This is a genomic window from Dellaglioa sp. CoH-55-MRSF-9 (genome assembly GCF_056782155.1).
On the sequence record NZ_JBXAYG010000004.1, the window covers coordinates 1 to 17,456 of the forward strand.

Annotated in this window: 18 protein-coding genes and 1 pseudogene; 16 read left to right on the top strand and 3 right to left on the bottom strand. The window is 35.7% G+C overall.

Going from position 1 to position 17,456, the window contains the following annotated elements:
- Window positions 1-101 precede the first annotated feature (101 nt).
- Window positions 102-440, bottom strand: coding sequence for a hypothetical protein (locus tag AC1RPV_RS05170; RefSeq protein ID WP_481761632.1), 339 nt, complete (start codon window positions 438-440; stop codon window positions 102-104).
- 189 nt (window positions 441-629) lie between these two features.
- On the opposite strand from AC1RPV_RS05170, the gene AC1RPV_RS05175 reads away from it, so the two are divergent.
- From AC1RPV_RS05175 to manA, 3 genes are all read left to right on the top strand, one after another.
- Window positions 630-1,283: a histidine phosphatase family protein gene (locus tag AC1RPV_RS05175; RefSeq protein WP_409022293.1), complete on the top strand. Its 654-nt coding sequence runs from the start codon at window positions 630-632 to the stop codon at window positions 1,281-1,283.
- Between the two features lie 6 nt (window positions 1,284-1,289).
- Window positions 1,290-2,300 (top strand): serine hydrolase domain-containing protein, encoded by a 1,011-nt coding sequence (locus tag AC1RPV_RS05180; RefSeq protein ID WP_481761633.1) that lies wholly within the window; start codon window positions 1,290-1,292, stop codon window positions 2,298-2,300.
- A 76-nt stretch (window positions 2,301-2,376) separates the two neighbouring features.
- Entirely contained in the window at window positions 2,377-3,342 is a 966-nt protein-coding gene (gene manA / locus AC1RPV_RS05185; protein ID WP_481761634.1) for a mannose-6-phosphate isomerase, class I, read from the top strand.
- Between the two features lie 53 nt (window positions 3,343-3,395).
- Here manA and AC1RPV_RS05190 read toward each other — a convergent pair whose 3' ends face one another.
- Together AC1RPV_RS05190 and AC1RPV_RS05195 are read right to left on the bottom strand one after the other, a co-directional pair.
- Entirely contained in the window at window positions 3,396-4,103 is a 708-nt protein-coding gene (locus AC1RPV_RS05190) for a type 1 glutamine amidotransferase (RefSeq protein ID WP_409022296.1), read from the bottom strand.
- 2 nt (window positions 4,104-4,105) lie between these two features.
- Window positions 4,106-5,452: a MurT ligase domain-containing protein gene (locus tag AC1RPV_RS05195; RefSeq protein WP_481761635.1), complete on the bottom strand. Its 1,347-nt coding sequence runs from the start codon at window positions 5,450-5,452 to the stop codon at window positions 4,106-4,108.
- Window positions 5,453-5,665: 213 nt separating this feature from the next.
- Between AC1RPV_RS05195 and AC1RPV_RS05200 the strand changes: the two genes are divergently transcribed.
- The 13 genes and pseudogenes from AC1RPV_RS05200 to atpD all read left to right on the top strand — a co-directional run bounded on the left by AC1RPV_RS05200 (window position 5,666) and on the right by atpD (window position 17,455).
- A complete protein-coding gene (locus tag AC1RPV_RS05200) occupies window positions 5,666-6,247 on the top strand; it encodes a thymidine kinase (protein ID WP_409022298.1) in 582 nt (193 codons plus the stop codon).
- Between the two features lie 45 nt (window positions 6,248-6,292).
- Window positions 6,293-7,378 carry a peptide chain release factor 1 gene (gene prfA, locus AC1RPV_RS05205; RefSeq protein WP_409022299.1) on the top strand — a complete coding sequence of 362 codons (1,086 nt, stop codon included), beginning with the start codon at window positions 6,293-6,295 and terminating at the stop codon, window positions 7,376-7,378.
- Entirely contained in the window at window positions 7,371-8,216 is an 846-nt protein-coding gene (prmC, locus tag AC1RPV_RS05210; protein WP_481761636.1) for a peptide chain release factor N(5)-glutamine methyltransferase, read from the top strand. Before prfA ends, prmC begins: the two co-directional genes overlap by 8 nt.
- A gap of 16 nt (window positions 8,217-8,232) precedes the next feature.
- A pseudogene (locus AC1RPV_RS05215) lies at window positions 8,233-9,216 on the top strand (L-threonylcarbamoyladenylate synthase); the annotation flags it as partial.
- A 33-nt stretch (window positions 9,217-9,249) separates the two neighbouring features.
- Window positions 9,250-10,512, top strand: a complete 1,263-nt coding sequence (glyA, locus tag AC1RPV_RS05220; protein WP_481761720.1) for a serine hydroxymethyltransferase — start codon at window positions 9,250-9,252, stop codon at window positions 10,510-10,512.
- Between the two features lie 64 nt (window positions 10,513-10,576).
- Complete coding sequence (gene upp / locus AC1RPV_RS05225) at window positions 10,577-11,206, top strand: uracil phosphoribosyltransferase (protein ID WP_409022301.1); 630 nt, start codon at window positions 10,577-10,579, stop codon at window positions 11,204-11,206.
- Between the two features lie 218 nt (window positions 11,207-11,424).
- Entirely contained in the window at window positions 11,425-12,135 is a 711-nt protein-coding gene (atpB, locus tag AC1RPV_RS05230) for a F0F1 ATP synthase subunit A (protein WP_409022302.1), read from the top strand.
- A 30-nt stretch (window positions 12,136-12,165) separates the two neighbouring features.
- A complete protein-coding gene (gene atpE, locus AC1RPV_RS05235; protein ID WP_409022303.1) occupies window positions 12,166-12,378 on the top strand; it encodes a F0F1 ATP synthase subunit C in 213 nt (70 codons plus the stop codon).
- A 71-nt stretch (window positions 12,379-12,449) separates the two neighbouring features.
- Window positions 12,450-12,959 carry a F0F1 ATP synthase subunit B gene (atpF, locus tag AC1RPV_RS05240; RefSeq protein WP_409022304.1) on the top strand — a complete coding sequence of 170 codons (510 nt, stop codon included), beginning with the start codon at window positions 12,450-12,452 and terminating at the stop codon, window positions 12,957-12,959.
- 1 nt (window position 12,960) lies between these two features.
- Entirely contained in the window at window positions 12,961-13,503 is a 543-nt protein-coding gene (gene atpH, locus AC1RPV_RS05245; RefSeq protein WP_481761637.1) for an ATP synthase F1 subunit delta, read from the top strand.
- A gap of 31 nt (window positions 13,504-13,534) precedes the next feature.
- Window positions 13,535-15,052, top strand: coding sequence for a F0F1 ATP synthase subunit alpha (gene atpA, locus AC1RPV_RS05250; RefSeq protein ID WP_481761638.1), 1,518 nt, complete (start codon window positions 13,535-13,537; stop codon window positions 15,050-15,052).
- A 31-nt stretch (window positions 15,053-15,083) separates the two neighbouring features.
- Window positions 15,084-16,031, top strand: coding sequence for a F0F1 ATP synthase subunit gamma (locus tag AC1RPV_RS05255; protein ID WP_481761639.1), 948 nt, complete (start codon window positions 15,084-15,086; stop codon window positions 16,029-16,031).
- A gap of 23 nt (window positions 16,032-16,054) precedes the next feature.
- Window positions 16,055-17,455, top strand: coding sequence for a F0F1 ATP synthase subunit beta (atpD, locus tag AC1RPV_RS05260; RefSeq protein ID WP_409022308.1), 1,401 nt, complete (start codon window positions 16,055-16,057; stop codon window positions 17,453-17,455).
- The last annotated feature ends 1 nt before the right edge of the window (window position 17,456 follow it).

A 17,456-nucleotide genomic window follows, 5' to 3' on the forward strand; every position in this document is an offset into this window, starting at 1 on the left:
TGTCTCCGATTGAATATCGAAAACATACCGACCAGATGATCGCTTAATATTTACTCCAACTTTTGGGGTTCACTTCAGAACCTGCTTAATCACTTTTTTGTTTAGACATTTTGTTCAAATGAAAGTTCAATTAAATATTTATCATGATGTGTCAGATACACGGTTGTTACCCAGACGTCCATATAGTCAGGGATGGAATGATCTAATTTATCGTTAAAGTAATCTAATAAATCACCGTGTTTTGAAACGAAATCATCAGTGAGACGATTAACAGTTAGTTTATCTGGTAAAAAATAAATATCAGCATCAGCTACTTTGACGCTTCCTGGTATGACGAGGGTTATTGAATTAGTATAGGTCAAGCGTGAAAAGAAAACGTCTTCTGGATGTCGTCTGACATAAGATAAGACGAAGAATATAGAATCTGAATTACTAGCCATAAGTGACACTCCCCATCTAAATGATTTACTTCATTATACCAATTTAAACGAAAATGTTTTGATTTATTTTATTATAGTCGTAGACAGACTAAATTTAAAAATATATTTTAGGTTTTTACTTAGGTAAAATCTTAATGGTAGCGTATACTTGAAGGTACAAATATAAACCATTTTATGGAGGTGCAGGCGATGAAGACAGTTCATTTTTATTTAGTAAGACATGGTCAAACACGATTGAACAGATTAAAGAGGCTACAAGGCGTGACTAATTCTCGTCTGACACACAAGGGGCGAGAGGCAGCTAGAAATTTGGGAACACAATTAAAAGATGTCTATTTTGAAGCCGTGTACACAAGTGACTTAAAACGAACGCAAGATACTGCGGACTTTATTCTTGAAAAGCATGACTCTTCGTTTGAATTTCAACCATTAAGAGGACTTCGAGAAGTCGATTTTGGTCGACTAGAAGAGATGAAAAATAAAGATTTAATTCCAATGCTTGTTAAAAAATTTGGTTTTTTTAAAGTGAGTCAGGCCGTTTTAGGGCATAATCGCTTTAGAAACTTAGTAAATATGTTCGCAGAGCTTGAAGGAACTAGCCAAGCTGAAACATATGATAAGATGACTAGTCGAATAATTGATACATTAACGGATATTGGGAATCAGTACCAGACGCAGGGAGGAAATATTTTAATTGTGTCTCATGGTCTTGTGTTATCAAGTTTTATCGACAGCTTAGAAAAAAATCAACTTCCAACGATGCTCTTGAAGAATGCTAGTGTTAGTAACGTTGATTTTAAAAAAGGTAAATTTACAATTGTGAAGATTAATCAAAAGGGGTGATTACGATTGCTATATCCTAAAACGATAAATAAAATTCGACAGTTAGTTAATGATGGTATTGTTCCTGGTGCTTCATATGGGGTTATCCATCATAATACAATTAGCAATCAAAACTATTTGGGATATTCGCAATTAGTCCCTGAAACTGAACAATTAGCTGACAATGCACTTTACGACGTTGCATCACTAACTAAAGTGATAGGAACAACAACTCTTATTTTAAAATTACAAGAAGAGGGTCGTTTGAATGTTGATGATTCCGTAAAAAAATACCTACCAAATTATCAGGACGAACGGGTGACTTTACGGCATATGTTGACGCATACGGCAGATTTTCAAGGGTATATTAAAAATCGAAATCAATTATCGGAACCAGATTTAAAACAAGCACTATTCGGACTAAGTAATGGTGAAAATCTTGGAAAAAAAGTTATTTATAGTGATATCGGACTAATTTTTTTAGGATATATTATTGAAAGTATTTTAAAAATTCCTGTTCAGCAAGCATTGCAGCAAGAAGTCTTAAATCCCTTAGGATTAACTGATAGTACTTTTAGTCCAAATATCTCAAGAAGTGTTCCAACTGAGATTATTCCTGACTTAGGTCTTTTAAAGGGTATTGTTCATGACCCCAAAGCACGGATTTTAAAAGAACATTGTGGATCGGCAGGGTTATTTTCCACTGTATCCGACTTATTACGATTTATGCAGTGGTTTATGTCAGATGGTCCTGAACGTCCAGTATTACGGCCGGAGACGACGCAAATGTTATTCTCAGATCAAACACCTACAAGAAGCTTGGGTCGTTCACTTGGCTGGGATCTTCGTGGAGATGGCGATTGCTTATCTGTCTATCATACTGGTTATACAGGAACATTTATAATAATGGATCAATCCATGCAAGACGGGTTGGTTGTCTTAACGAATAGGGTACATCCGACGAGTGATAATAGTCTCTATTTGGTAAAACGAGATGAAATTATAGAAAGCTTTTTAACGGAAAAAGCTGGATTGTAACCGATTAACATTCAAAAATGTAACCGCTTATGATAAAATAAACCAATAATATGTTTAACGAAGGAGAGAGCAACTAATGACAGAACCTTTATTCTTAAAACCTGTATTACAAGAAAAAATTTGGGGTGGTGATCATCTTAAAACGGTCTTTGGATATGATATTCCAAGTAATCATACTGGTGAACTTTGGGCTATTTCCGCACACTCACATGGCCCAAGTACTGTTTTGAATGGTCCATTTGCTGGCAAAACATTGAATGAAGTCTGGGATTCAAATCGTGAAGTTTTTGGTAATGCTAAAGGGGATGTTTTTCCACTTCTAACTAAAATTTTAGATGCTAATCAAGATTTATCAGTTCAAGTACATCCGGATGATACTTATGCAATGCAACATGAGCATGAACTTGGTAAAACAGAATGTTGGTATGTTATTTCAGCCGAACCTGGGGCAGAACTTATTTATGGGCACCATGCTAAAACACGTGAAGAATTAGCGGAAATGATTCATGACGAAAGATGGGATGATTTATTTACGCATGTACCTGTTAAAGCGGGAGATTTCTTTTATGTTCCTAGTGGTACAATTCATGCCATTGGTTCTGGTGTGATGGTCCTTGAAACGCAACAAAGTAGTGATACAACATATCGTGTTTACGATTTTGACCGTGTGGATGCAACAACGGGTAAGAAGCGTGACTTGCATATTCAACAATCGATTGATGTTACTAATGTGCCTAATAAAGTTCCTGAACTCGATATTCAAACAAAAATGGTCGGGGATGCCAAAGTAACAACCTTTGTTAAAACACCATTCTTTAGTGTTTATGAATGGTTGATTTCAAACGGATCAGCAAATTTTAAAAGAACAGTCGCACCTTATACTCTTGTTTCAGTTTTAAAAGGTGAAGGTCAGATTAAAGTCGATGATAAAATATATGATTTAAAAATGGGTATGCATTTTATTTTACCAAACGAAGTTAAAGAATGGACAATTACAGGTGATATGCAAATTATTGCATCAGAACCTGGAGAAAAAGCATAAAAAAATAAAGATTCAAACAATAATATACTATTGTTTGAATCTTTATTTTTTTACTAAAATGTTGGTTCGATAACGAGTGCTTCTTGTTGACTAAAATCAACATCTGGATATTTACGATGCAACGCAAGCAGTAGTAGACGTTTAGCTAATTCACCATTTCTTGTTAAGATTGGGCCATGGAAATATGAACCAAAAACGTTTTTGTAAATGACACCTTCTGAAGCATCACTACCATTATTACCTTTACCTTTTAACACTTTACCAAGTGGTCGTTCATCTTTACCGAGGAAGGTCATCCCGTTATGATTTTCAAAACCATGGTAAGTTTCACCGGTATCTTCATTTTGAATCGTAATATCTCCGATAAAACGATTGTCATCTTGTGTCTCTGTATAATGACTCATTGCACCAATGCCAGGAATTTTTTCACCATCAGCACCGACATAATATTGACCAAGTAATTGGTAACCGCCACAAATTGCGAGGAGGGGACCGTTATCTTCAATATAGTCGGTTAAGGCCTCTTTTTTGTCTTGAATATCTTTTGAGACAATTTTTTGTTCGAAATCTTGTCCACCACCAAAGAAAGTTAAGTCAAAATGATCTTTGTCAAAAGGTTGATCTAAACTGATGACTTCAGTTTGTAAGTCAGTATCCATTTGCTTGGCATAATATTCTAACACCAATAGGTTACCAACATCACCATAAGTATTTAATAAGTCACCATATAAATGGGCGACGTTTAAATGATATTTTGCCATTATTACATGCCCTCCTTGATATAACCATCATTAGCGAGTGATTTACGTAACTGTAAAACAGCTGTATAAGTGGCTAAAACGTAAATATGTTTTGTGGGGAAGGTTTTAAGTTGTTCGATAACTTTAGCAATGTCAGGTTCTTTAATTAATTGTTCATCTTTGACACCAGCGACCTTAAAACGGAATGAAACATCTTTATAACGTTCACCACCCGTCATGAATTGAGGAATGTTCATTTGTGTTAATTGTTCGAAATTCCCATCCCAAATCCAACTGGTATCAATACCATCTGCGTAATTTGCATTTAATAAGAAGGCCAACGAGAATGGTTCTGTATCTGTTGCAATCATATCTAGTACCTGATCGAGGCCAACTGGATTTTTAACTAAAACTAAGGTAATGTCTTTGTCTTCAACATGGATGACTTCTTGTCGACCAAAGACTTGCTCATCGTCTTCACTTAATGTATTACTAATTGTTGCAGGACCAACATTGAAGACACGACCAACTGCATAAGCAGCAAGGGCGTTGTAGATGTTATATAAACCGCCGACATGAATTTCCATGGGTTGTCCATCAACTATAAAGTGAGATGATGTGGGTGTTTGTTCTAAAAGTGATGTTAATTGGTAGTCTAATTTTGGACGACTAAAATGACAGTTTGGACAATAATATTTCCCGAGATTAGCATACGTACGGGTTTTATAATGTAAGATATGTTGACAAACTGGACAAAGAATCCCATCAGTATTCGTAGGTGCTAAACTTTCTGTTTCCTCTTCATGATTAAAACCGTAGAAAACAAAAGGATTTGGTAATTCAATTGAATGGAAAATGGGTGCATCACCATTTGCAATAATTGTTGCATTGGGTGCTAATTTAATCCCATCAATAATTTTTTTGTAAGTTGTATAAATTTCACCGTAGCGGTCCATTTGATCACGGAAAATATTTGTTAGAACAAATGCTTTAGGCGTGATGTATTGGGTTACTTTAATGACATTTGCTTCATCAACCTCAAGAACAGCAAGAGGACGCTCATTTTTTTTGCGCTTATCCGTTAGAAATGCTGTGATAATACCTTGTTCCATATTTGATCCAGCAGAGTTTGTTAAGATATGGTCATATTTAGCACCTAAAACCTTAACTGTTAAGGCGGTTGTTAAGGTTTTACCGTTGGTTCCAGTGATGACAATAACGTCATAATTAGCACCTAATGTTTTTAAAATTTCTGGATCTAACGCGGCAGTTATTTTGCCGGGTAGAGAGCTACCACCTTTTAGAAAGGTGTGCAAAAACCAATATGATGATTTCCCTGCGACAGTTGCTATTGAGCTTTTTATCGTCATTAAAATATCCTCCGTTTACAGAAAATTGACTACATAGGATAGAATCCACGTCATAGCCTACTTTACTGAATTTATATTATGTCTATAATAGCATAATTACAAAATTCTACATATAAAATGCCTAATATTAAGAAAAAATTTTTATTTAATGAAATCCAAGCTTAAATCGGATATACTTAAAGACGGAAATCTGAAAAACAGAAGAGGTTTATTATGGCGCAATTATTTTTTAAATACGGTGCAATGAATAGTGGTAAGACAATTGAAATCTTAAAAGTTGCGCATAATTATGAAGAACAAAATAAATCAGTTATTATTTTAACAAGTGGTGTGGATGACAGGGATGGTGTTGGATTTGTTTCAAGTCGAATTGGATTGAAACGTGAGGCGACACCTATTTTTGAAGAAACAAATGTCTTTGATTTAGTTCAACAGACTAATTCAAATGCTGCTTGTGTTTTAATAGACGAATCACAATTTCTAAAACAAGCACATATTATTCAATTAGCTAAAATTGTGGATGAATTAAATATTCCAGTTATGGCTTTTGGGTTAAAGAATGATTTTAAAAACGAATTGTTTGAAGGATCAAAATATTTATTATTATATGCTGACAAGATTGAAGAAATGAAAACAATTTGCTGGTTTTGTCATAAAAAGGCCATCATGAATTTACGTATTCATGATGGTAAACCTGTATATGCTGGCGAACAAATTTTAATAGGTGGTAATGAAGATTATTATCCAGTATGTCGTAAACATTATAACAATCCGTTGATGACACAATTACAATAATCAGATAGACTAGAAAGATAAAGAATTAAGAGGAGACAATATAAAATGGATGAAATGTATGATCAATTACAATCAGTTGATGATCGCTATGAAGAATTAGGCGAATTATTGTCTGATCCTGAGATTATTTCAAATAATAATCGGTTTATGGAATTATCAAAAGAAATGGCAAGTATCCGCGAAACAGTTGAGAAATATCGCCAATATAAAGTTGTTGTTCAAGAACTTGCAGATGCTGAAGAAATGCTAGGCGAAAATTTAGATTCTGAAATGGCTGAAATGGCTAAAGAAGAATTATCTGACGCAAAGAAAGCAAAAGCAGCTTTAGAAGAAGAAATTAAGGTACTATTAATTCCTAAGGATCCTAATGATGATAAAAATATTATCATGGAAATTCACGGCGCTGCCGGTGGGGATGAAGCTAGTTTATTTGCTGCAGATTTATTCTCAATGTATTCTAAATACGCTGAGAAGCAAGGTTGGACTGTTGAAATTGTGGATAAAAATGTGACTGAAGTCGGTGGTTTTAAAGAAATTGTCCTGTTGATTAATGGTGATAGTGTCTTTTCTAAGCTGAAATATGAAAGTGGTGCACATCGAGTTCAACGAATTCCATCAACAGAATCAGCTGGACGTGTGCATACTTCTACTGCAACAGTAGGTGTTATGCCTGAAGCAGAAGATGTTGAAATTGAAATTGATGCAAAAGATATTAGAACGGATGTTTATCGTTCTTCTGGTGCCGGTGGACAACATGTTAATAAGACATCATCTGCTGTCCGAATGACCCATTTACCAACAAACATTGTTGTAGCTATGCAAGATGAACGTTCACAACAACAAAATCGTGAAAAAGCTATGAAAATTTTGAAGGCTCGAGTTTATGATTTCTATTCACAACAAGAACAAAGTGCTTACAATGAAAATAGAAAATCAGCTGTTGGATCAGGGGACCGTTCAGAACGAATTAGAACTTATAATTTCCCTCAAAATCGTGTGACTGATCATCGAATTGGATTATCATTGAATAAATTAGATCGTGTTATGAATGGTGAACTTGAAGAAGTAATCGATTCATTGATTTTATATGATCAAACACAAAAAATGGAAAAGTTGCAAGAAAATGACTAATCCAACCTACTATGAAGCCTTGAAATGGGCTTCTTTGTGTATAGAGGAACATAAGTTAGAAGTTGAAAGTGGTCAGTGGTTATTATTAGAGCGACTAAGCTGGTCAACGACTGATTTATTAATGAATTATCAAACAAAAATGCCAAAAAATGAGTGGCAACAATATCAGATAGATATTCAGCAATTTTGTGATGGAATGCCGGCACAATACATTATTGGTCATGCCTACTTTTTTGGTATGCAATTGAAAGTGACCGAAGCAACCCTTATTCCGAGACCTGAGACGGAAGAATTGGTAGAATGGATGTTGGAGACATTGCCTGCTAATGAGAAGTTGGTAATTGCTGATATTGGAACCGGTTCTGGAGCAATTGCGATTGCTTTAAAACAACAGCGACCAAATTGGCAAATCTTTGCAAGTGATATTTCTAAAGAAGCAATTACGGTTGCCAAAAAAAATGCACAAGCACAGCAAGTTGATGTAACATTTTTGATTGGAGATTTAACAGAACCTATTCATGAATTGAAAGTGGATGTCATCGTGTCTAATCCACCATACATTGCCGAAAATGAGCGAGATGTGATGGATAAAAGTGTGATTGAACATGAACCGCAAGTCGCATTATTTGCAGCTGAAAATGGTCTAATCTTGTATCGAAGAATGATAGAAGAGGTGGCTCGCTTCACGCAAAAACCAAGAGATATTTTCTTTGAAATAGGGTATCAACAAGAAAACGCCGTGATAAAGATGTTAACAAACGCATTTGAAAATGCAGTTTTAATAGAAGGAAAAAAAGATAGTTTTGATAATCAAAGAATGATTCACGCAAAATTATAAAAGGGGTGTTGAGTTAATGGAAACAATTATTTATCAACCTAATGAAATAGAAACTGCTGCAGAGTTATTAAAGCAAGGACAATTGATCGCATTCCCAACTGAAACAGTGTACGGATTGGGTGCCGATGCGACAAATGAAGAGGCAGTCAAACAAGTGTATGCTGCAAAAGGTCGACCAAGTGATAATCCACTAATCGTACACGTTGCCGATGTAGAGACAGTTCGGGAATATGCACAACCACTTACTGCCAATGTGGAAAAGTTAATTAAAACATTTTGGCCGGGTTCATTGACGCTTATCCTTAAATTAAAAGCAGGAGCTCTTTCAAAGACTGTTACAGGCGGTTTAGAAACTGCAGCCTTTAGAATGCCAGATAACAAAGTTACATTAGATTTTATTATTAAGTCGGGCGTTCCAATTGTTGGCCCTTCAGCTAATACTTCAGGTAAACCTAGTCCAACAATGGCAGAACATGTTGCTCATGATTTGAATGGTAAAATTGCTGGTATCATTGATGATGGGCAAACAAAAGTAGGGGTGGAGTCAACTGTCTTAGACATGAGTACAGATGAACCAACAATTTTGAGACCTGGAGCAGTTACTCAGTCACAAATTGAGGATGTAATTGGACACGTTAGTGATGATACACATGAAGTTGCCGAAGGAGAAACGCCAAAAGCACCTGGGATGAAGTATCGACATTATGCACCAAGAGCACAAGTTGTGATTGTTGATTCAACACAAAATTGGTCAGATATTTTAGACTGGGTCGCTAAACAAGATATTGCAATCGGATTAATGGCAAAAGAAGGTCAAATTGATACGGATCAGATACCTAAGAATAGTGGCTATTCTTCTTTAGGAAAAACAATTGAATCAGCAAGCCAATCACTTTTTGACGGTTTACGCTACTTCGATGACAACCCTAATGTTCAAATGATTTTAGTTGAAGGGTTTGATAAAAAGGGATTGGGTGTTGCTTACATGAACCGTCTTGAAAAAGCAGCAAGTAGCCAAAATATTGTTGAACTTATGGATGCTGAAAAAGTGAAATATAAACAACAGGATAAAGAATTGTGGGATGCAATCGCTCATGAAGAAAAACGCCAAGAGGACAATATTGAATTAATTGCGTCTGAAAATATCGTTTCTGATGCTGTACGTGCTGCACAAGGTAGCGTGTTAACCAATAAGTATGCTGAAGGGTATCCTAATAAGCGTTACTACGGTGGTTGTGAGTATATTGATGTAGTTGAACAATTAGCTATTGATCGTGCTAAGGCACTATTCCATGCTGAATATGCCAATGTACAACCACATTCTGGTTCACAAGCTAATATGGCCGTTTACCAGGCATTTTTAGAACCTCAAGATAAGATTTTAGGAATGAAATTAAACGATGGTGGACATTTAACGCATGGTTCACCAGTAAATTTCTCAGGTGAATTGTACAATTTTGTTAGTTATGGTGTTGATTCTAAAACAGAACGTTTAAATTATGATGCTATTCGAGAGATAGCACTTAAAGAAAAACCTAAAATGATTATTGCTGGAGCCTCAGCTTATAGTCGAATGATCGACTTTACAAAATTTAGAGCAATCGCTGATGAAGTTGGCGCCTATTTAATGGTAGATATGGCTCATATTGCTGGTCTTGTAGCTACTGGACTGCATCCAAATCCCGTAGATGTAGCTGATGTTGTTACGACAACAACGCATAAAACGTTACGTGGCCCTCGTGGTGGAATGATTCTTGCTAAAGAAAAATATGCTAAAAAACTAAACTCGGCAGTTTTCCCTGGTACACAGGGTGGCCCACTTGAACACGTAATTGCTGGGAAAGCGGCAGCATTCTATGAGGCAGCGCAACCAGCATTTACGGCGTATATGTATCAAGTTGTTCAGAATTCACAAGCAATGGCTGGCGTATTTGCACAGTCAGATTTAGTGAGAGTTATTTCTGGTGGAACTGATAATCACTTAATGAACTTAGATGTAACACCTTCTGGGTTAAATGGAAAAGAAGTTCAAAACTTATTAGATCGTGTTCATATTACTGTGAATAAAAATACAATTCCAAATGAATCATTGAGCCCATTTAAAACGTCTGGAATTCGAATTGGAACGCCAGCAATTTCTACTCGTGGGTTTGACAGCGAAGACGTAAAAGTGATTGCAATTCTAATTCTATACGCAATTCAATTTCACGATGATGACGATAAATTAGCCGAAATTGGTTCGCAAGTTTTAGCATTATCTAAAAAGCATCCTATTTCACAAATTAAATACGTTTAAGACTAGTATTTTAGGTAATAATTCGCTAAAATAGAATAGACTAAATTTAAGGGAGTGTTTCGTAATGGGCAAATTTCAAGTGATGGACCATCCGTTAATTCAACACAAATTAACGATTATACGTGATAAGAACTGTGGTACAAAAGAATTTAGAGAAGTTGTTAATGAAATTGCTGAACTAATGGTATATGATGTTTCTCGCGATTTTGCTTTAGAAGATGTTATCGTTGAAACACCTATGGGTAAAACAACACAAAAAACATTGGCTGGTAAGAAAATTGCTATTATTCCTATTTTAAGAGCTGGTTTAGGGATGGTTGATGGTATTTTGGAATTATTACCAGCAGCTAAAGTTGGACATATTGGTATGTACCGTGATGAAACAACATTCCAACCAACAGAATATTTTGTAAAAATGCCTGAAGATATTGCTAGTCGTGATCTTCTTGTAGTAGACCCAATGCTTGCTACTGGTGGTTCTGCTATTATGGCAGTTGATGCATTGAAGAAGCGCGGCGCAAAGACAATTAAGTTTGTTTGTCTTGTTGCGGCTCCAGAAGGTGTTGCAGCTTTACGTGAAAAACATCCTGATATTGATATTTATACAGCAGCACTTGATGATCACTTGAATGAAGATGGCTACATTGTCCCAGGTTTGGGCGATGCAGGTGATCGATTGTTTGGTACGAAATAAATTAAATGAATGGCCCTTAGAATGCTTATGCGTAAGCCGTCTAGGTGTCATTTTTTTTAATGTGAAAAAAAACTCAAAATAAGTCAGAATTTCTTTTGTATTTTATTTCAATTGGTGGTATGATTTCTTTTGTAATTGGAGAATATTTATAAAGTTATTCTCTTTAATTTATACCGTTTTATACGGTCAAATAAAAGTTTGGAAAGAGGTGAAATTCTGTGGATGGAGATGCTTTCGTTGTGAATTTTTATGGCCTACCTTTCAATATTACGAATGTCGTTTCCGGTTTACTTGCATGTGTGATTGTCGCGATGATAGCTATTGTATTATCGAGAAGACTGACCATGAAACCGACTGGTAGACAAAATGTTTTGGAATGGCTCATTGATTTCACCAATGGGATTGTTAAAAGCGCAATGCCAGGAAAAGAAGGTAAGAAGTTTAATTTATTAGCATTTACGTTATTCTTATTTATCTTTGTATCTAACCAAATGGGTTTATTTTTACAAATAGGTTTTGGCGACAAGACGTTGATTAAAAGTCCAACGTCGAGTCCGCTAACGACACTAACGTTTGCATTTTTGATTCTGCTATTATCACATTTTATGGGTGTTATTCAATTCGGATTTAAGGGATATATTAAAAATTCCTATTTGAGTCCAGTTGCATTTCTTTTACCTATTAACTTGATTGAAGAATTTACAAATTTGCTAACATTAGCTCTTCGTTTGTACGGAAACATTTACGCTGGGGAAGTATTATTAACGTTAATTGGTGGTGCAGTTTCTATGGGCCCATTAATGACTATCGTGGCTTTACCAGTTGAAATGATCTGGCAAGGATTCTCTCTGTTTATCGGAAGTATCCAAGCTTACGTATTCGTAACATTGTCAATGGTTTATATCGGTGGAAAAGTACAAAAAGAATAAAACAAGATATCTAAGGAGGAAACAATTATTATGGGATTATTAGCAGCAGGTATTGCAGCTGGTTTAGCCGCTGTCGCAACAGGTATTGGTAATGGTTTAGTTATTTCTAAAACAATCGAAGGTATGGCTCGCCAACCAGAATTATCTGGTCAATTACGTTCAACAATGTTTATTGGTGTTGGTTTGATTGAAGCCGTTCCTATTATTGCTATCGTTATTTCATTCTTATTGATGGCTAAATAATTTTTGAAATTAAGTTTGATTCTTCGTTGATACAACGAAATATATTAATTTTAAAAAGGAGGTGTCAATAGATGTTTTCAGATTTAGTTTTCGGTGCAGTTGGTAATTTTCAAACTGGTGATTTCTTATTCTATATTATTTCGTTTGTTATTTTGATGTTAATCATCAAACACTTTGCATGGGGTCCTGTCACAAAAATGATGAGTGACCGTGCAGATAAAATTGCAAATGATTTAGATTCTGCTGAAGATTCAAGAAAAAAAGCCGATATTTTGGCAACTGAACGACAAGACCAATTAGATAATTCACGTCAAGAAGCATCTGAAATTGTTAGTCGTGCAAAAGATAACGGTAAAAAGCAACATGATGATATCGTTTCTGGAGCTCAAGATGAAGCAACGACGTTGAAACAAAATGCTGTTAAAGATATTGAACAAGAACGCCAAGAAGTATTGAGTAGCGTTCAAAGTGATGTCGCTGAATTATCTATTGAAATTGCTTCTAAGATTATTCAAAAAGAATTAAATGAGAATGATCAAAAAAACTTAATCAATTCTTATATTGAAGGGTTGGTAAAGTAAAATGAAATTAGATAAGGCAACCGTTGCCAATCGTTACGGTGAAGCCATCTTTGAAATTGCTGATGAACAAGGTAATATTGTTGCCTTTTCTGAAGAATTAGAGGAAGTTAGACAAGTTTTTCTTGCTAATCCACAATTGAGTGAAGTGCTTGTTGATGCACGTCTTAATTTGTTAGAAAAGCAAGACCTTGTTAAGGTCTTACTCAAAGATGCATCTCCAATTATTGCAAACGTTATCCAAATGGTCTTTGATTATGGTCGAATGGGTGATATGGTTGGAATAATTGAAGAATTCGAACGATTATGCGATGTTAAAGAAAAAATTGTACATGCAACCGTTACAACTGCAATTGAGCTTGATGATAGTCAATTAACGAAATTATCAAGTAAGTTTGCAGAAAGAATCGGTGCAAATAAGATAGTATTTAACAATATTATTGATGAAAAAATTATTGGTGGCGTTATTATTGAAGCCAATAATCAGATTTTTGATGGATCAATTTCATCAAAAATCAACAAAGTAAAACGATTATTAGCGGAGTAACATATTAAAGTAGTTAAGAGGTGAACCTTGTATGAGCATTAAAGCTGAAGAAATCAGTGCTTTAATTAAAGAACAATTGGAACAATATAAAGACGAACTTATCGTTGATGAAGTAGGTACCGTTACTTATGTTGGTGATGGTATTGCTCGTGCACACGGTTTGGATAACGCTTTATCAGGAGAATTGTTAGAATTTTCTGACGGTACTTATGGTATGGCTCAAAATCTAGAAACAAACGATGTTGGTATCGTTATTTTAGGTGGCTATGAAGGTATCCGTGAAGGCGACGTTGTCAAACGTACGGGTAGAATCATGGAAGTTCCTGTTGGTGAAGAACTTATCGGACGTGTTGTTAATCCTTTAGGCCAACCCATCGATGGTAAAGGTGATCTTAAGACAAACAAAACTCGTCCAGTCGAAAAAAAGGCTCCAGGAGTTATGGATCGTAAGTCAGTTGATCAACCTTTACAAACTGGACTTAAAGCTATTGATGCTTTAGTTCCAATTGGCCGTGGACAACGTGAATTGATTATTGGTGATCGTAAGACTGGTAAAACATCAGTTGCTATTGATACGATTTTAAATCAAAAAGATCAAGACATGATTTGTATCTATGTTGCTATTGGACAAAAAGAATCAACTGTTAGCGCACAAGTGGAAACGTTACGTCGATTAGGCGCAATGGACTACACAATTGTCGTTAGTGCTGGTCCTGCTTCTCCCGCACCATTATTATGGTTAGCTCCATATACTGGTTCAGCAATGGGTGAAGAATTCATGTATAACGGTAAACATGTCTTGATTGTATTTGATGATTTATCAAAACAAGCAACGGCTTACCGTGAACTGTCATTAATTTTGAGACGTCCGCCGGGTCGTGAAGCTTATCCTGGTGATGTTTTCTACTTACATTCACGTTTACTTGAACGTGCAGCTAAGTTAAGTGATGAATTGGGTGGTGGTTCAATGACTGCTCTTCCATTTATCGAAACACAGGCTGGTGATGTTTCTGCATATATTCCTACTAACGTAATTTCGATTACTGATGGTCAAATTTTCTTGGATAGTGATTTATTCTATTCAGGTACTCGTCCAGCTATTGATGCTGGTACATCAGTTTCTCGTGTTGGTGGGTCAGCTCAAATTAAAGCAATGAAGAAAGTTGCCGGAAGCCTTCGTTTGGCTCTTGCATCATTCCGAGAATTAGAATCATTTTCTCAATTTGGTTCTGATTTAGATGCCGCAACACAAGCTAAATTAAATCGTGGACATCGTACGGTTGAAGTACTTAAACAACCATTACACAAGCCATTAGTTGTTGAAAAACAAGTTTTAATTTTATATGCATTAACACATGGATTCTTGGATTCAGTTCCTGTTGATGATATTCTTCGTTTTGAAGGTGAAATTTTTGATTTCTTTGATAATAATCATAGTGATCTTTTAAATCACATCAAAGAAACAGGTAATTTACCTGACGAAGATAAATTTGATGCTGCAATCAAAGACTTTTCAGAAGGTTTCCAAGTAACTCCTGAAAAAGCGTAAACTAAAAGTAAATGAAAGATGGTGAGAATTAATGGGTGCTTCATTAATGGAAGTAAAGCGTCGAATCGTTTCAACTAAGAAAACGGGACAAATAACTGGCGCAATGCAAGTTGTTTCGACTGCTAAGTTAAGCCAAATTCAGCGTCATACTCAAAGTTATCAGATATATGCTTCTAAAATTAGAAGTGTCATTACCCATCTTGCCCAATCTCACCTTTTAGATGCTAAAGCTGGAAAATCAAAGCAATCATCTGAGAATGATAGTTCAAAATTTTCAGGTTTTGATATGTTACAAAAGAGACCTGTTAAAAAAAGTGGTTATTTAATTATTACTTCTGATCGTGGTTTAGTTGGTAGTTACAATAGTAACGTAATTAAACAAACATTAGATTTGATGAAGCAAAATGGCCATACTGTAGATAATGCTGTTATTATTGCTGTTGGTGGTACTGGTGCTGACTTCTTTAAAAATAGAGGATATGAGGTTGCCTACGAATACCGTGGTGTAAGTGATATTCCAACGTTTATTGAGGTTCGTGAAATCGTTAAATCAGTAGTAACAATGTATAACAGTGAAGTTTATGATGAATTATTTGTTTGTTATAATCATTTCGTTAATAGTTTACAATCGGACTTTCATTCTGAACAAATGCTTCCTATTTCAGAAGTGAATATGGATACAGATGCAGAAGGTATTGAAACGTCTAATGTGATGGGGAATGAAGATTATGATATGGAACCTTCAGGAGACGCAATTCTTGAAGTTGTTCTACCTCAGTTTGCTGAAAGCTTAGTATATGGTGCGATTTTAGATGCTAAAACAGCTGAACATGCTTCAAGTTCTACAGCAATGAAATCTGCGACAGATAATGCTAAAGATATTATTGCATCATTAGAATTAAAGTATAATCGTGCACGTCAAAGTGCTATTACAACAGAAATTACAGAAATTACTGGTGCAACAGCTGCTTTAGAGTAAAATGACAGGAGGAAATACAGAAGATGAGTCTCGGTAAAGTTGTTCAAGTTATCGGGCCCGTCGTCGATGTACAATTCTCTTTAAACGAAACCTTACCAGATATCAATAATGCGTTAAAAGTTACACGTGAAGATGGAACTGCTCTAATTATCGAAGTTACGCTTGAATTAGGTGACGGAGTTATGAGAACAATCGCCATGGATTCTACGGATGGCTTGCAACGTGGAACAGTTGTTGAAGACACAGGTGCTTCAATTTCTGTCCCTGTTGGTGAAGATACTCTTGGTCGAGTGTTTAACGTTTTAGGAGATACCATTGATGGTGGTCCTGAATTTAATAAAGATGCAGAGCGCAGTAGCATCCATAAAGATGCTCCTAAATATGATGAATTAAGTGCAAGTACTGAGGTTCTTGAAACAGGAATTAAAGTTATTGACTTGTTAGCCCCTTATATTAAAGGTGGTAAAATTGGATTATTCGGTGGTGCCGGTGTTGGTAAAACTGTTTTAATTCAAGAATTAATTCATAATATTGCTCAAGAACATAATGGTATTTCAGTGTTTACCGGTGTTGGTGAACGTACTCGTGAAGGTAATGACCTTTACTTTGAAATGAAAGAATCCGGCGTGTTAGAGAAGACAGCCATGGTGTTTGGTCAGATGAACGAGCCGCCTGGTGCCCGTATGCGTGTTGCATTGACTGGTCTTACAATTGCGGAATATTTCCGTGATGAAAAAGGACAAGATGTGCTATTGTTTATTGATAATATTTTCCGCTTTACACAAGCTGGTTCTGAAGTTTCAGCCTTATTAGGCCGTATTCCTTCAGCCGTAGGTTATCAACCAACATTAGCTACTGAAATGGGTCAATTGCAAGAACGTATCACGTCAACTAAAAAAGGTTCAGTTACATCAATTCAAGCAGTTTATGTTCCAGCTGATGATTATACTGATCCTGCTCCTGCAACGACGTTCGCCCATTTGGATGCAACAACTAACTTGGAACGTAGCTTAACGCAACAAGGTATTTACCCAGCTGTTGATCCTTTGGCTTCAACTTCAAGTGCTTTGACACCTGAAATTGTTGGAGAAGAACATTATCGTGTTGCTACGGAAGTTCAACATACGTTACAACGTTATCGTGAATTACAAGATATTATTTCTATTTTAGGTATGGATGAATTATCTGATGATGAAAAAGTAATTGTAGCACGTGCGCGTCGCATCCAATTCTTCCTTTCACAAAACTTTAATGTTGCCGAACAATTCACAGGAAAACCTGGATCATATGTACCAATTGCTGAAACAGTTCAAGGATTTAAAGATATTCTTGATGGTAAATATGATTCACTTCCTGAAGATGCTTTCAATGGTGTCGGCCCAATCGAAGATGTTATTGAAGCAGCAAATAAAATGGCAAAATAGG

What these genes read in the sequence shown, in the direction of transcription:
- AC1RPV_RS05170 (WP_481761632.1), bottom strand. Translation starts at nt 440, where the DNA reads ATGGCTAGTAATTCAGATTCTATATTCTTCGTCTTATCTTATGTCAGA.
- AC1RPV_RS05175 (WP_409022293.1), top strand. Translation starts at nt 630, where the DNA reads ATGAAGACAGTTCATTTTTATTTAGTAAGACATGGTCAAACACGATTG.
- manA (WP_481761634.1), top strand. Translation starts at nt 2,377, where the DNA reads ATGACAGAACCTTTATTCTTAAAACCTGTATTACAAGAAAAAATTTGG.
- AC1RPV_RS05190 (WP_409022296.1), bottom strand. Translation starts at nt 4,103, where the DNA reads ATGGCAAAATATCATTTAAACGTCGCCCATTTATATGGTGACTTATTA.
- AC1RPV_RS05195 (WP_481761635.1), bottom strand. Translation starts at nt 5,452, where the DNA reads ATGACGATAAAAAGCTCAATAGCAACTGTCGCAGGGAAATCATCATAT.
- AC1RPV_RS05200 (WP_409022298.1), top strand. Translation starts at nt 5,666, where the DNA reads ATGGCGCAATTATTTTTTAAATACGGTGCAATGAATAGTGGTAAGACA.
- prfA (WP_409022299.1), top strand. Translation starts at nt 6,293, where the DNA reads ATGGATGAAATGTATGATCAATTACAATCAGTTGATGATCGCTATGAA.
- prmC (WP_481761636.1), top strand. Translation starts at nt 7,371, where the DNA reads ATGACTAATCCAACCTACTATGAAGCCTTGAAATGGGCTTCTTTGTGT.
- glyA (WP_481761720.1), top strand. Translation starts at nt 9,250, where the DNA reads ATGGATGCTGAAAAAGTGAAATATAAACAACAGGATAAAGAATTGTGG.
- upp (WP_409022301.1), top strand. Translation starts at nt 10,577, where the DNA reads ATGGGCAAATTTCAAGTGATGGACCATCCGTTAATTCAACACAAATTA.
- atpE (WP_409022303.1), top strand. Translation starts at nt 12,166, where the DNA reads ATGGGATTATTAGCAGCAGGTATTGCAGCTGGTTTAGCCGCTGTCGCA.
- atpF (WP_409022304.1), top strand. Translation starts at nt 12,450, where the DNA reads ATGTTTTCAGATTTAGTTTTCGGTGCAGTTGGTAATTTTCAAACTGGT.
- atpH (WP_481761637.1), top strand. Translation starts at nt 12,961, where the DNA reads ATGAAATTAGATAAGGCAACCGTTGCCAATCGTTACGGTGAAGCCATC.
- atpA (WP_481761638.1), top strand. Translation starts at nt 13,535, where the DNA reads ATGAGCATTAAAGCTGAAGAAATCAGTGCTTTAATTAAAGAACAATTG.
- AC1RPV_RS05255 (WP_481761639.1), top strand. Translation starts at nt 15,084, where the DNA reads ATGGGTGCTTCATTAATGGAAGTAAAGCGTCGAATCGTTTCAACTAAG.
- atpD (WP_409022308.1), top strand. Translation starts at nt 16,055, where the DNA reads ATGAGTCTCGGTAAAGTTGTTCAAGTTATCGGGCCCGTCGTCGATGTA.